The organism is Leptospira broomii serovar Hurstbridge str. 5399 (assembly GCF_000243715.2).
In the GTDB taxonomy this organism is placed as follows: domain Bacteria; phylum Spirochaetota; class Leptospiria; order Leptospirales; family Leptospiraceae; genus Leptospira_B; species Leptospira_B broomii.
On the sequence record NZ_AHMO02000011.1, the window covers coordinates 493,816 to 507,768 of the forward strand.

The window sequence follows — 13,953 nt, forward strand, 5'->3', positions numbered from 1 at the left end:
CATTCGAATCCCTAGAATGCCATCCTTACTAGCTTATCGTTTCGAACTGGAATTTCTATATTCTACCGGCGACATCCCGGTAAAACTTTTAAAAGCGGAATGAAAGGATGATTTGGAATTAAATCCGACCGATAAAGCGATCGATAATACGGATCTATCTTTCTGTTCGAGTAACAGCTCGCAAGCCTCTTTAATCCTATATCCGTTCACATATTGATTGAAATTCTTCTTATACTCGGAGTTGATGAATTCCGATAATTGTTCCGGGGTAATTTTCGGTCCTTCAAAAGATACGAGAGAAGCCAACGTGCTTAAAGTCAAATCCTCCGTAGTAAAAACTCTTTCAGTTTCCATACATATTTGCAATCGCGAATCAACCGCGATCCGATCCAAGCCCGTTAACCTGGACTTTTTTGCTCCGGTCGAAGATTTGGAAAATTCGAAGCCTAAAGGGAATCGTTGCGCATAAAAATAAATTCCGCAAATGCTTAGGGTCACTATCATTGCACCGTACCCGTGAAGATCGCTTTTCAAGCGACCCAGCCATTGAGCGTACATGCTGAGTCCCGCACCGGATCCTCCGAGAATCGACAGAAGTATAATGCTCGCGCGACGTCTCGGCCAATCTGCATCCTGTCCGGTGGCAAAACTCGCGTATGCTACGAGCAGACCGGAAATCAAAATCGATAGGAATCTTGGCCCGTACGAAAAGAAACTGAGAAGCAAAGGCGGTGTAAAATTTTCATTCGGATCGGCCCAGACGGCAAGCGCCAATTCTTTCCAGGACAGATTTTTCTGATTTGCCCAGTAGCCTAAATAATATAACTCGAGCAAAAGAGAAGCAAGTCCCAGAAGTAACGAAATGAATCCCCATCTTCTAGTTTCAAAATCCTGCTTGGACAATTTCCGCCCGAACGCGTAAAAAAGAGGAACGAACGCGTACGCTGCAGGAAGGTTTAAAAGGGAATAAGGAGCGAGAATTTCCGAAGGCGAATCCAAGAGATTGAGAGCGGTTTGACCCTGCCAAATTCCCAATAAGAAAAGCATTCCGGCTAATAACCAATGAATAGACGTTTTTCCTTTCTTAAATATCTGACCTATTGCAAGTAGCCAGGCAAGACTTGCGCCGAACAGAACGGAAAAGCCGAGAATTCTATTCATACTAGAATAGAATTCCATGATTCATTCTCCGAGCAATTACTATACTCAAATAAATTTCCCTCTTCGTTAGTCCGAAATCTTGATTCAGGACGACAATACGCGAAAAATCCAGTATGATTCGTTCGGATAAGAGCTGGAACGGTTTATGCCCTCTAAACTAAAGAGTAAAAATTGGAAGATTCCAAAGAGATGAATAATATGGAGAGAATATGAGAATATTTATTACGGGAGCTTCCGGCTTCGTTGGAGGAGCGATTGCAAAACGATTGAAGGAGAATCATTCCGTCTTGGCGCTTTCGCGATCCGCTGAAAGTGATGCAATTCTGAAAAAGGCAGGACTAGAAGTCTTTCGGGGAAAGCTGGGAGCGATTCCTTCCGACGCATTGCGGGAAATAGATATAGTCGTTCATTGTGCGGCCTTCGTCGGACCTTGGGGAAATCGAAAGGATTTTTGGGAAGCTAATGTGGATGGAACGAGTCAACTTTTGGAAGCGGCAAAAGCCGCAGGAGTAAAACGTTTCATTCACATGGGGACGGAGGCGGCCTTGTTCCACGGGCAAGATATGATTAAAATCGACGAAACCTACCCGTACCCGAATCAAACGCCTTACCTCTATAGCGAAACTAAAGCGGAAGCTGAAAAACGCGTTTTAGCTGCGAACTCCGAAAAGTTTAAAACGATCTCGTTAAGACCTAGATTGGTCTGGGGCCCGGGCGATACTTCCGTTTTGCCCGTCTTAAAGAAAATGGTATCGGAAGGAAAATTTCTGTGGATTAACGGAGGAAAAGCCCGAACCTCCACTACTTATATTCAAAATCTAGCATATGCTGCCGAGCTTGCCTTAACTCAAGGAATCGGAGGGCAATCGTATTTTATTACCGATGACGAAGATCAAACCTTCCGATCGTTCTTATTGTCTATGATGAAAACCCAAGGCATAGATTTACCGAACGGATCGGTCCCGAGTTTCTTAGCTCGTAGTCTTGCGTTTATAGTCGAGAGTGTTTGGAATCTTTTCGGGATTCAAAGCGAACCTCCATTAATGCGATTCGCAACCGATATCATGGCCAAAGAATGTACGATTAAGATCGATAAAGCAAAACGCGAATTAGGTTATGCACCGAAAATTTCGGTCGCACAGGGCCTAATCGCGATGAAAGAATTCGGATAAAATTCTATATTAAAAGAAGCGATCGAAACTTTCGATCACTTCTGGTGATCTCCACCGGCTACAAGAGATTGGTGCCCCGGATGCACTTTAATTCCGGGAAACTTGGCTGCGATTTCCTTAAGAAAGTCCAAACTTTCTCTATTCAGATCCTGATTCTCGGTATATTCTCCTGGAGTAACGGAATGTTCCCATCCCCAGCGAGTATGGCAGGTATCTCCTGTGAGTAATTGAAGTCCCGAAGTACTCTTCACTACAAACGCCAAACTTCCGGCGGTATGACCCGGAACCTGTATAACATAAAACGACTGGTCTCCGAAGAAATCCAACACCCTTGCAGAATTTCCATCTCCTTCGGTAAAGGTAAGCTCTTCTAAGGCAGGCGCAGGACCTAAAATCTTATCCGTTGTTCCCTGGATAAAGAGATTCAAAAAATTACGCTTCGAGGCCTCTCTTTTACCGGTATAAATAGGAGTTCCCGCAGGGAAATCAAGAGTTCCCAAAATATGGTCTAAATGAAGATGAGTTAATAGGATTCCCTTGACGGGTTTAGACTCCTTTTTTAACCATTCGTCGGCTGTAAGATGAATCTTTAAATCGTTGGCATTCATGGCTGACGCAACAAGCGCCGAAATCGGCCATTCTTTAGGATCTTTACGAAAAACATCCGCGATTCCGGTATCGATGATATAGCGACCGAACTTCGGATGATCTATCACGTAAAAATAAATCTGAATCGGCTCCTTTCCGGACTCGAGCTTCGCTTCTTTAACTTTCGGGTCTTTTAAATTAATTAAACCGGATCTTTCCGCCGCCCAATCCGCAGCTAGAACTTTTTGAAAAACGATCGCCCCCTTTTCTGAAGCAGTACTAGTTTGAAGGGTTCCGGGTTTTCCTCTTGTTACTTGTAAAGCAGTATGGGAAGTAACCGAACAGGATAAAAATAACATTACGCATAACAAAGATAAGAATTTCATACGAACAGATTCGACGTACAGTAAAAGAAATCAAGGGATTTTCTGGACCTAATTCGAGGGAATAGTTCTTTGTAACCGTTAACCGAAGCCGAACTCCGAAACGAAACATTTCTTTTATAGTCTGTCTTTTTTTCAATTATTGAGTCTTGGGCGGCGCACTAATTAGATAAATTACAAATTCGCATCGAACCCAATTAAATTAGATTTCCTGAAATTTTTTCGTAGGTTCGGTTTCGGATACATTGATGATCGTTGTGCAGCGCTCCTTCATCGATCATTTTTATTTTTTTGAATCAACGTTTCTCCACCTAATCAATACAAACGTTTTAAATAAAAACATTGTTTTCCATTTATTAATTATTTATTGACGGTGGTATATCCTTGATTAGAATAGCGGAAATTTTGAAACACTTCTCGAGGAGCGCTTTCAAAACGTTAGTCTTGTTATCGACAATAAAAGACAGATCCGAATCATAACTCACTTTCTCCGAAGGATTGAACCGATGCTCTCACAGGAACAAAGTTTCCAGAAATTCATTTGGACTCTGGAGAAGAAATGGATTCAGATTGTTTGCGTCCTCGGCTTTACGCTTGTTCCTATTTTTGGCGGTTTGGATTATTTCATTATTCCTAGAGAATATCTGGATCAGAACTTAACCTACTTTCTGACTCTAAGAGCCGTCGCAAGCATCATCGTTCTCATACAATTTATTATTCTGAAATATTCCAGCCCGAATCCTTGGAACGCGATTCATGCTTACGTGTTTACTTTTGTAGTCGGCGGAATCATTTCGCTTATGACAACTCGACTCGGGGGGTTTGAATCTTCCTACTATGCGGGATTAAACCTAGTTTTGATCGCCGTAAATCTATTCTTACCCTGGAACGCTCTAAAAGGAAGCTTAAACAGTATGATCATCGTGGTTCAATACGTGATATTGAACCTTATTTTTGACAAAGAATACCAGGTCATTTCGATCATTAACAATCTATATTTTATGTTGGGGACGATCATCATTTCGGTTACGATCGCCCACTTTAAATTCACATTAACCAAATCCGAATTCGAGAAGATGGATTTAATCAGTAATCTAAAGTCCCAGCAGGACGGGGATTATTTTTTGACTTCCTTAGTCTTGCAGCCTTTGAGTTTAAACTTAGCAAAAAGCGAATCGATTCATATAGAATTTTATACTAGTCAAAAGAAGAAATTCGTCTTTAAAACATGGAAGCAAGAAATCGGAGGAGATATCTGCGTTTCCAACGTTATTACTCTAAAGGGAAGAACCTACATCGTCTTTGTGAATGCGGATGCAATGGGAAAATCCCTACAAGGTGCGGGCGGTGCGATCGTTTTCGGCGCAGTTTTCCATGCTATGGTGCAAAGAACCAAAATGATGGAGGTCCTACAGAGTCAATATCCGGAAAGATGGCTTAAGAACGCTGTGATCGAACTTCAGAAGACCTTCGAAAGCTTTGACGGAGCGATGATGATCTCGATGGTCATCGGTCTTGCGGACGAAGAGTTAGGTTTAGTATATTATATCAATGCCGAGCATCCCTTCCCTGTTTTGTACAGAGACGGAAAAGCGATCTTCTTGGATTCCCAGATGTATTTTAGAAAAGTCGGAATGTTAGAGCTGAAGAGCAAACTTTTCGTCAGCCTCTTCCAAATGGAACCGGGTGATTCGATTATCCTAGGTTCGGACGGTAGAGAAGATTTGATGGTATTTGATCCCGGAATTAATTCCAAAACCATGGTGGAAGACGAAAATTTCTTTTTAGATAAAGTCGAGAAGGGAAAAGGAGAACTGGAAGGGATCGTTTCGGAATTGCAGAACTCCGGAGATATTATCGACGACCTATCTCTTTTAAAAATAACTTATCAACCAAAGCATTCCTCCGTCGGAATCGGCAATCAAAATGGAAACGGAAAATCGTCGGAGAATTTTTCATCAACCGACAACGGCCATAGTTCCGAAAAAACTCTGGATTCCCTGAAACATATCGTGTCGGACAATCTAAAAGACGGAAATCTTTCCAGGGCGATTCAAGCCGCTAAAGAAATCGTTCAGATCTCACCGATCGAATCGAACTATCTTTATTTTCTCGCAAAAAATCTAAATAAGACTAAAAATTACAAGGACTCCATCGAATACGGGGAGCGATTCAGATATCGAAACCCGAGTCACGTCAACAATCTGATAGTATTATCTGATTCTTATAGAAGAACCGGAGATACAAAGCGATCGGAACTTTTATTAAGAGACGTCTTTTCTCACGAACCTGATAATGCTATCGCATTGAATCTTTTAGGAAGGCTAAAAACTCACAATGGAAAAAACGTCGTCTAACCAAATAGCAGAAGCGATTGAAAAACAACTTCCTAAAGAAGAGGTCTTTACTCCGGCTTATCGTTGTCAGTATAAAATACATTCCTTAAACGGAAGCGAATGTACGATCGAATCGTTTCTAAAAGATATATCCAAACACGGCACTCGAATCTATAACCCGGAATCCTTGCCCGGAGAAGAGAGAGTCGGTTCGGCCCTCGAAATGAGCATCTATACCGACGTCCTGCAGTATAGCAGAAAACTAAGCGGAGTGATTCGGTGGGAGAAACGTACGGACACGGGATGGGAATACGGAGTACAATTCGACGAGCCAATCCATTTGGAATTATTTCGTTCCGTTCATGATTCCCTTTTAGGAATCAAAAATAAAGTGGAATCGAACGAACCCAAAACTCCGCATAACGGATCGCTTTCCATCGTATTTCAGGCAAAGGAAAAAATTCAGTCTATACTGCCTCTTCTTACTCAAATGGAATCCAGCCTAAACGAATATGAATTTGCGGTCGGATACAACTTAAAGGAGGAAATCTATAAAGCCACTTATATGCTATTGACTCCGATTTACGAATTTCTAAAGATAAAGTCGAACGAATTGTACCATGAGCTTCCGCCTAACGAGATCCAATATAATTTCCAATATATTCGCCAGGAATTAAAAGACTTTTTATTTTTGGATCCTTTCGTGAAACGAGCTACGCTTAAACCGCTCGGTTATGCGGGAGACTTTGAGATGATGGATGCAATCTATAGAAATACCAGCGAGGGTACGAACTTACTAGGGAAAAGCTTACATAGGTGTACTCTAAATCTCAAATCGGCGCAAGCGGTCTTTCATAGACAAAACTTCTTTTATAGGACGATTCTTGACAGATTAAAGAAAACCGACGGAAGAATTTTCGTTTTATCGGTAGCCTGTGGTCCCGCCCGTGAAGTCGTAACCCTCGTCCGAAACGCGGATCAATCCCTACTTGACAAGCTTAGTATTTATCTACTCGATCAGGATCCGAGGGCCATAACCGAAGCAAAACACGGAATTAGAATCGCGCTACTCAGAAGTAAGAAGCAATTGGACTTCCATTGTTTAAACGTCGAAATCGCGAGATTCTCCGCTAATCCGAGAAAATACGTTTCCAACTCGGAAGTGGATTTGATTTATTCGGCAGGATTATTCGATTATATTAAAACTAGAACCGCTCAAAAAATCTGTTCTCACTTATACTCTCTCTTGAACCCGACCGGAGAAATTTTCTTAGGGAATTTTTCCGCCGACTCGGATGAAATCGGAATCATGGAAGTGATGGATTGGAGCCTAATATACAGAACGGATGAGGAGCTGCTTAGTTTTGCGGATACGATCTCAGGTCCAAAAACCCTAGGAGTAATCGACGACACTCTTCCCCAAAAATTCTTTTACCTTACGAAAAGTTCTCCGAGCGAAAATTGAGATTACTTGAATTTTAAAAGAATCGCATCGGAAGACTAAAATTTGCCTCCCGACGCGAAGTTCGAAATTATCTTATTTTCTTCCGTATTTAGCGGTTAGTTTTCCATCGGCTAACTTCATCGAATTTATATAGAATCCGACTAAGGCGCCGGAGGCGTCTTGGTCTAGCGGAATCTTATCTTTCAAAGCGATTACTCTGAAAATATATTTGTGAGGTTTGTCTCCGGCAGGAGGACAAGGACCTCCGTATCCTGGCTTTCCGAAATCGGTACGACTTTGGATTGCACCTTTCGGCAGAGTTCCTCTTTCATTTCCCGCCTTTGATTCAAGGCTCGTCACATCGGCAGGAATATTGAAGATTACCCAATGCCACCAACCGCTTCCGGTAGGTGCATCCGGATCATAGACGGTTACGGCAAAGAATTTGGTGTCTTTAGGCGCACCAGTCCATTGGAGATCCGGTGAAACGTTGTCTCCGGAGCAACCGAATCCATTAAAAACTTGAGCGTTTGTTATGACTCCGCCTTCTTTAATGGAACTACTGCTAACTTTCAAATCGGCGGCAAACGCGGAACTCGCGGAAAGCGCAAAAAGTAGTGCTGCCACCTTAATATTGAATCGCATGATAAAAACCTCCCAGTTCTTAACGCAATCCAAAGCGTAGAGTTAACTTAAAACTTGGCATTCCAATTTTCTTTGAAAACCGCCGGAGCTGTCAAACTCGATCAAAGGCTGTGCCGATCCGCTCATTCTGCACTATACTTCTCCGAAAATCGGCGGGAGAATGACCGAACCTCTCCCTAAATCGAACCGCAAAGCGAGACGGAGATTCGTATCCGACTTCCTTGGCGATCTCACCTATCGATAAATCCGTCGATTGCAATAATGACAAGGCGCGAGACATTCGCACGTCTATTAACAATTCGGAAAAAGATACGCTCTCCGACGCCAGCTTTCTACGTAAAGTCGCCTCGCTGATCTTCATTTGATTCGCGATATTCGCGGCTGACCAATCGTTTGCAGGATCGGAATTAAGCACTGATCTTACTTTGTGGGCTAACTTGGTATGTGAGGAAATTTGAAATCGTTTTCCGTATTCGCCTAACCAAAGTAAGACTTCGCTTACTCGATGAGCGGCAATGCCTGAAGGAATACTTCGACTGGTTGTTATGGATTCGATCGCGAGTTCGAAGGCTTCTAAAAATCCCGATTTTAGGGACGTCATTGTAAACGCTATTTCAATCGGCGTGAAAGAATATTGCATTTCACTGAATTGCTTAATTATATCCGGATGAAACGCCAACCATGAAGCTTCGAATTCTCCGTTCTCGGGTGCATTGACGACGTCGAAAGACTGTCCCCCTGCTATGGCAACGGCTTCCCCTTCCCTTACTATATATTCAACGCCCTCTCGCCGCATTATTTTTGTTCCTTTCTTAACGAAAACGAGAGTCGGCAACTCCGTTACCACCCTTGAAAGGTATAATTCGAATTTCTGCCTAACGGAGGCAGTGATCCCGACACCGTCGCGCGAAGTTATCGTTCGTTTCATTCGTTCCTCCGAAAAGCACCCGCTAGCAAAATTCGGAGCTCATTTATATCGCTTATAAAATAAGACTCGGGGAATCGACGAGCGTAAGACACAAAAACTTTGTAGCATAGAATCTCGGACCTGCATCGAAATTTTTTGTTCTTCTCCGATAAAATTCGATCACACGGAACGAACGGTTCGAAGTCGAATATGAATAGAATCAAATGAGTCATAAATTCACTCGGGTTTAGATGAAATCCGAATAGAACGACGTTCGCTAAGAAATTCGGGAAAACTATTTAACCGTTTAAGATTCTTTTCTTCTTTTCCAAACATTCGGTAAGTATATCGTTAGGCGCGAATCAAAAACTTACTTTCCAAAACTTTGTCATGGAGAATTTCAATGAGTCAGCAAACCGTTCTTACACATGTTCTTCCCGTAAAAAATGGAAACATTTTCGAAATTATCATCAATCGTCCGGAGGTCCATAATTGCGTAAACGGGGAAACTGCAGAACTTCTTCTCGCCGCATGGAAACGGTTCCGAGACGATACCGATCTAACGGTAGCAATCCTGCGAGGAAACGGCGAAAAATCGTTTTGTGCCGGCGCAGATCTGAACGCCTTGGAAACTCTTATGGATATCAACGGAACAAACGATGAAATTCGGCATTGGGTAAAAAATTCGACGGGTCCGATGGGCGGCTCTAGAGTCGTGCAACGAAAACCGGTCATAACGGTTTCACAAGGCTATACATATGCCGGCGGGCTCGAATTATTTTGCCATGGACATATCCGAATTGCGGAAAAGCAGGCAATGTTTTCCGTAGCGTGCCGACGTTGGGGGGTTCCCCTTGCAGACGGCGGAACGGTTTATCTCCCCTGGTTAATAGGGCCTGGATCCGCTTTGCCTTTAATTATTACCGGCCAACGAATTCGAGCGGAAAGAGCGCAGGCAATCGGGCTTGTATGGGAAATTGTTCCCAAGGGGAAAGGAATCGAAAGAGCAAGACGCTACGCCGAACAAATTTGCTCCGTTCCTAGAGACGCGTTAATGGCGGATTTATCCTCCGCAATAGACGGATATGGACGGCCGATAGAGGAAGCTTTGGAAATAGAGGCGAGAGGTATTTATCCTGTGGTAACGAGCGATTCATTCCGCGAGGGTGTTTCTAACTTTCAAAAGGGGGAACGTTTTTGGTTTCGATAATCGACCTGGATATGATTTTAAGATCCGAGTAAATCATAAGAGAACGAAAGAAGCATACGATTTAGGAAAAGAAGAAGACGACAATGCATAAACAAGTATTGGATTTCTTAAAGAATCTATCCAAGAATAATAATAGGGATTGGTTCAAGAAAAATGAAATAATTTATCGCTCCTCATTAAACGAATTTTATGAATTTGTGGAAGATCTGATTCTTGGAATACAAACTTTCGATCCGAGTATCCGAAATCGAAGCGCGAAAGAATGCGTGTTCCGAATCTATAAGGATGTAAGATTTTCGAAGGACAAATCGCCCTATAAAACCAATTTCGGAGCCTGGATCGGTACTGCAGGTAAAAAGGAAGCTTCGGCGGGTTATTATATTCACGTAGCTCCGGGAGAGTCGATGGTCGCCGGAGGACTATATCTCCCGCCCTCTCCGGCATTACTTTCCGTTCGAAACGCAATCGCATCGGATTCAAAGGAGCTCCGAAGTATAATCGGAGCAAAGAGTTTTAAAAATCAATTTAAGGAACTTGAAGGGGAACGATTAAACTCCGCCCCGAAAGGATTTTCGAAAGATCACCCCGATATCGATTTACTCCGCTTGAAAAGCTTCATCGCGATCCGCAAATTCAGCGATAAAGAAGTGTTAGACGACCATTTCGTTAAACTTTGCCTAAAATCTTTCGAACAAATGCTTCCACTCAATCGATTTTTAAACAAAGCCATAAAACTCTGACCGAAATACGGCCTGTTCCGAGTAAGATATCCGCTTTTTGGAATCATATCGGAACAGCCGCTTCAAAACGGTATTCAGATCTTCAAATGGTGATCGTGATAGTATTCCTTGGCAGACTTAATGATCTCCGGAGCGGTCGGATGGTCCATCGTAACGACTCCGACTACTTTCTTTGCCAGTTCGGGCATATGCGTCTCTAAATACGATTTGAAATGATTTTTTGCCATACCGGGTCCGGCAATAAGCAGATCGCTCGCCGTTCCTAGCTTTTGCGAAACCTCATGGAAGAAATGCTTTATTTCCTCGTTATGAATTTGATCAATTCTATCCAAATGATTATCATGATGTTTCGGCTTAATCCTATCTAAGTCGGTATTCATTTCAAACGAATCTTTCGTAAAAACGAATCCTTTTGCCTGTTCTGAATCTATCCAAAGAATTGAATGTTGCATATTTCTCCCCAATAAGTCCTTCCATTATAGCTCAAATTGTATTTATTATAAAATAATTAATATCTGTTCTATGAATGCTTTTTGTCAACGGCTCGCATTGAGCGCTCCAATCGGACGTTCGTCATTCGGCGGAAACCTGAAAGATAAATCATAGCCGTATTTTCACCCGGTATATTACTCGATTTCCTTTTATTTAAGCGGATTGCCACCCCGCTAGTTGCTTAATTCTAAAAATATAGTATTACTTATCATTGTTAAAAGACATGAAGACCGAGCAATAGTCGTGAACAATATCGATCTAAAAGATACGCCTCCAAAAAATATATTCATGCTAGGATGGGAATACCCTCCTCATATCGCAGGAGGGCTTGGCGTTGCCTGCAAAGGAATCGTGAATTCCTTATCGAAATTAGGGCACACCATATTCTTGCTGGTTCCTAAACTCTATGGAGACGAGGAGCAAATCGACGGCGTCAATTTACTAGACATAAATTCTGGATGGGAACTTCTTAATCAAGAAGACCAAAACGAATTAATTCAAGCCCATTCCTTCAATGCTCAGCAAACCAGCGATACTCTAAATTTCTCGCCTTATAGCACGTTTATCGGCGGAAACGATCAAACTCGGCTATATTCGGAAACTTTCGAAAGAACCTCGGGCAAAGATAAGATAGAAATAAAGAAGAACTCCGCTACCGCAGCTCTTCCGATACACATATCCGGCGGTTACGGTCCGGTCATATTTCAGGATATCCATAAATATGCGGATTTTGCAGCCAAAGTTGCAAGCGTATTGCAGCCGGATATAATTCATGCTCACGATTGGATGACATTTCCTGCGGCTAAAAAAATCCAAACCAAACTGACGGCAGAAACAATATTACATTTTCATGCCACTGAATACGACAGATCCGGCGAAAATCAAAACGATTACATAAAGCTTATAGAAAAGGATGCCTGCGAATTCTCCGATAAAATCATAACTGTAAGCGATTACACTAAGAGCTTATTACAAGAAAGATACGAGGCTGATCCCGCAAAAATTTTCGTCGCCCATAATGGAGTATCCGAAAACTCGGAATCGGAACACGTCGAGGATCCGGAGATGATTATCGACGATGCCATCGTACTATTTTTAGGACGCATTACATATCAAAAAGGTCCGGATTACTTTATTCAAGCCGCGGCGAAAATCATTCGCGAAGTGCCGAATGTCCGGTTTGTCATGGCAGGCACCGGAGATCTTCATCATAGAATGATCGAGTTGTCCGCCGATTTAGGAATCGGAAAGCATTTTCACTATACAGGATATTTAAATAAAGAAAGCGCGCACCGGCTTTATGAGATAAGCGACCTTTATATCATGCCTTCGGTTTCAGAGCCGTTCGGCTTAACCGCCTTGGAGGCAATGTCGCATAATCTTCCTGTTATATTATCAAACCAATCCGGAGTAAGCGAAGTCGTCAATCAATGCTTAAAAGTTAACTTTTGGGACACTGATGAACTGGCGGCTAAAACGATAGCTTTACTCAAAAGTAGAACGTTAAGAGACCATATGGGGCACGAAGCCAAGAAAGATGCCTCAAAACTCACCTGGCATAAGAATGCAAAAAGAATCGAAGAAGTGTATAGGAGTAAAGTATGATATCAGTATGTTTTTATTTCGAGGTCCATCAACCGTTTCGCCTAAAGCCGTACGGGTTTTTCCAAATAGGAAAGGACGATACCTATTTCGATGATGAAAAGAATTCCGTGATTTTAAGGAAGGTTGCCGAAAAATGCTACTTACCGACCACGCAATTACTTCTGGATTTGATTCGCGAACACAAGGATGAGTTCAATTTTACGTTTTCAATTTCCGGAACTGCTATTGAACAGTTTAAGAAATGGTGCCCGGCAGTCCTGGACCAATTCAAACGGCTGGCGGATACCGGTAATGTAGAATTTCTTGCGGAAACGTATTACCACTCGCTCTCAAGTCTATTCTCTGAAAGGGAGTTTTATAGACACGTTCAAAAACACAGAAAGACGATTAAACGCGAACTTGGAGTTTTGCCGGAAGCATTCCGCAATACGGAATTAATATATTCCAATCGGATCGGAAGTTTAGTAAGAAATATGGGATATTCAGTGATGCTGATGGAAGGCGTTGATAGACTTCTGGATTGGAGAAGTCCTAATTTCCTTTATAAAGCTAAATACGAACCTGGCTTAAACTTAATGCTAAAAAATTATCGTTTAAGCGACGATATCGCGTTTCGTTTTTCCGAAAGAAGCTGGAGCGCTTATCCGTTGAAAGCGGACAAATTTTCGAATTGGGTTCATTCGGTCGCGGGAAACGGAGAATGTGTTAATCTGTTCATGGACTTTGAAACATTCGGCGAACATCAGTGGGCGGATTCCGGAATCTTCGAATTCCTTAAACTGTTGCCGTCGGAGATAAAAAAACATCCCGATTTTAAATTCAACACAGTCTCGAGAGCGGCGGAGAATTATTATCCGATCGGCGATATCGATACTCATGAGCCCGTTTCCTGGGCAGATATGGAGAGAGATACTTCTGCTTGGTTAGGCAACTCGATGCAGCGCCAAGCCCTAGAAGCCGTATACGAGCTTGAGGATAAGGTCTATAGTTTCGGAGACGAAGAGCTGCTGGATACCTACGGAAAATTACAAACCTCGGATCATTTTTATTATATGTGCACCAAGTATTTTAACGACGGCGATGTACATAAATATTTTAGTCCGTATTCTTCTCCGTACGATGCATATATCTATTATATGAACGTTTTACAGGATTTTCGTCAGAAACTTAAAAGAAGGACCTCTGCCCCGGCGCCGAAAGCAAAACTCCTACAGGAAGCTTGAGCATCATGAAAGGTTAATTTCATCAATGCCTTCGATCAAAATACGAA

12 protein-coding genes are annotated in these 13,953 nt (G+C 42.4%); 7 read left to right on the plus strand and 5 right to left on the minus strand.

Going from position 1 to position 13,953, the window contains the following annotated elements; genetic code table 11:
* Positions 1-33 precede the first annotated feature (33 nt).
* The gene (locus tag LEP1GSC050_RS19635) at positions 34-1,179 is read right to left on the minus strand and encodes a helix-turn-helix domain-containing protein (protein WP_010570061.1); all 1,146 of its coding nucleotides are present in this window, start codon (positions 1,177-1,179) and stop codon (positions 34-36) included.
* A 191-nt stretch (positions 1,180-1,370) separates the two neighbouring features.
* Between LEP1GSC050_RS19635 and LEP1GSC050_RS19640 the strand changes: the two genes are divergently transcribed.
* Complete coding sequence (locus LEP1GSC050_RS19640; protein ID WP_010570062.1) at positions 1,371-2,333, plus strand: NAD-dependent epimerase/dehydratase family protein; 963 nt, start codon at positions 1,371-1,373, stop codon at positions 2,331-2,333.
* A 35-nt stretch (positions 2,334-2,368) separates the two neighbouring features.
* Here LEP1GSC050_RS19640 and LEP1GSC050_RS19645 read toward each other — a convergent pair whose 3' ends face one another.
* The gene (locus tag LEP1GSC050_RS19645; protein WP_020987914.1) at positions 2,369-3,307 is read right to left on the minus strand and encodes an MBL fold metallo-hydrolase; all 939 of its coding nucleotides are present in this window, start codon (positions 3,305-3,307) and stop codon (positions 2,369-2,371) included.
* A 503-nt stretch (positions 3,308-3,810) separates the two neighbouring features.
* Between LEP1GSC050_RS19645 and LEP1GSC050_RS19650 the strand changes: the two genes are divergently transcribed.
* On the plus strand, positions 3,811-5,661 hold the full coding sequence (locus LEP1GSC050_RS19650; protein ID WP_010570064.1) for a PP2C family protein-serine/threonine phosphatase: 1,851 nt from the start codon (positions 3,811-3,813) through the stop codon (positions 5,659-5,661).
* Positions 5,642-7,105, plus strand: coding sequence for a PilZ domain-containing protein (locus LEP1GSC050_RS19655; protein ID WP_010570065.1), 1,464 nt, complete (start codon positions 5,642-5,644; stop codon positions 7,103-7,105). The genes LEP1GSC050_RS19650 and LEP1GSC050_RS19655 overlap by 20 nt, the downstream gene beginning before the upstream one ends.
* 72 nt (positions 7,106-7,177) lie before the next feature.
* On the opposite strand, the gene LEP1GSC050_RS19660 is transcribed toward LEP1GSC050_RS19655, so the two are convergent.
* A complete protein-coding gene (locus tag LEP1GSC050_RS19660) occupies positions 7,178-7,729 on the minus strand; it encodes a YbhB/YbcL family Raf kinase inhibitor-like protein (protein WP_010570066.1) in 552 nt (183 codons plus the stop codon).
* Between the two features lie 91 nt (positions 7,730-7,820).
* Positions 7,821-8,657 carry a helix-turn-helix transcriptional regulator gene (locus tag LEP1GSC050_RS19665; protein WP_010570067.1) on the minus strand — a complete coding sequence of 279 codons (837 nt, stop codon included), beginning with the start codon at positions 8,655-8,657 and terminating at the stop codon, positions 7,821-7,823.
* Between the two features lie 382 nt (positions 8,658-9,039).
* Here LEP1GSC050_RS19665 and LEP1GSC050_RS19675 point away from each other — a divergent pair, with 382 nt between their 5' ends.
* A complete protein-coding gene (locus LEP1GSC050_RS19675; RefSeq protein ID WP_010570069.1) occupies positions 9,040-9,846 on the plus strand; it encodes an enoyl-CoA hydratase-related protein in 807 nt (268 codons plus the stop codon).
* Between the two features lie 83 nt (positions 9,847-9,929).
* Complete coding sequence (locus LEP1GSC050_RS19680; protein ID WP_010570070.1) at positions 9,930-10,586, plus strand: DUF2461 domain-containing protein; 657 nt, start codon at positions 9,930-9,932, stop codon at positions 10,584-10,586.
* A 74-nt stretch (positions 10,587-10,660) separates the two neighbouring features.
* Here the strand turns inward: LEP1GSC050_RS19680 and LEP1GSC050_RS19685 are convergent, their stop codons facing one another.
* Positions 10,661-11,038 carry a hypothetical protein gene (locus tag LEP1GSC050_RS19685; protein WP_010570071.1) on the minus strand — a complete coding sequence of 126 codons (378 nt, stop codon included), beginning with the start codon at positions 11,036-11,038 and terminating at the stop codon, positions 10,661-10,663.
* 283 nt (positions 11,039-11,321) lie between these two features.
* Here LEP1GSC050_RS19685 and LEP1GSC050_RS19690 point away from each other — a divergent pair, with 283 nt between their 5' ends.
* Both LEP1GSC050_RS19690 and LEP1GSC050_RS19695 read left to right on the plus strand, forming a co-directional pair.
* Positions 11,322-12,683 carry a glycosyltransferase gene (locus LEP1GSC050_RS19690; protein WP_020987870.1) on the plus strand — a complete coding sequence of 454 codons (1,362 nt, stop codon included), beginning with the start codon at positions 11,322-11,324 and terminating at the stop codon, positions 12,681-12,683.
* A complete protein-coding gene (locus LEP1GSC050_RS19695) occupies positions 12,680-13,906 on the plus strand; it encodes a glycoside hydrolase family 57 protein (protein ID WP_010570073.1) in 1,227 nt (408 codons plus the stop codon). The genes LEP1GSC050_RS19690 and LEP1GSC050_RS19695 overlap by 4 nt, the downstream gene beginning before the upstream one ends.
* The last annotated feature ends 47 nt before the right edge of the window (positions 13,907-13,953 follow it).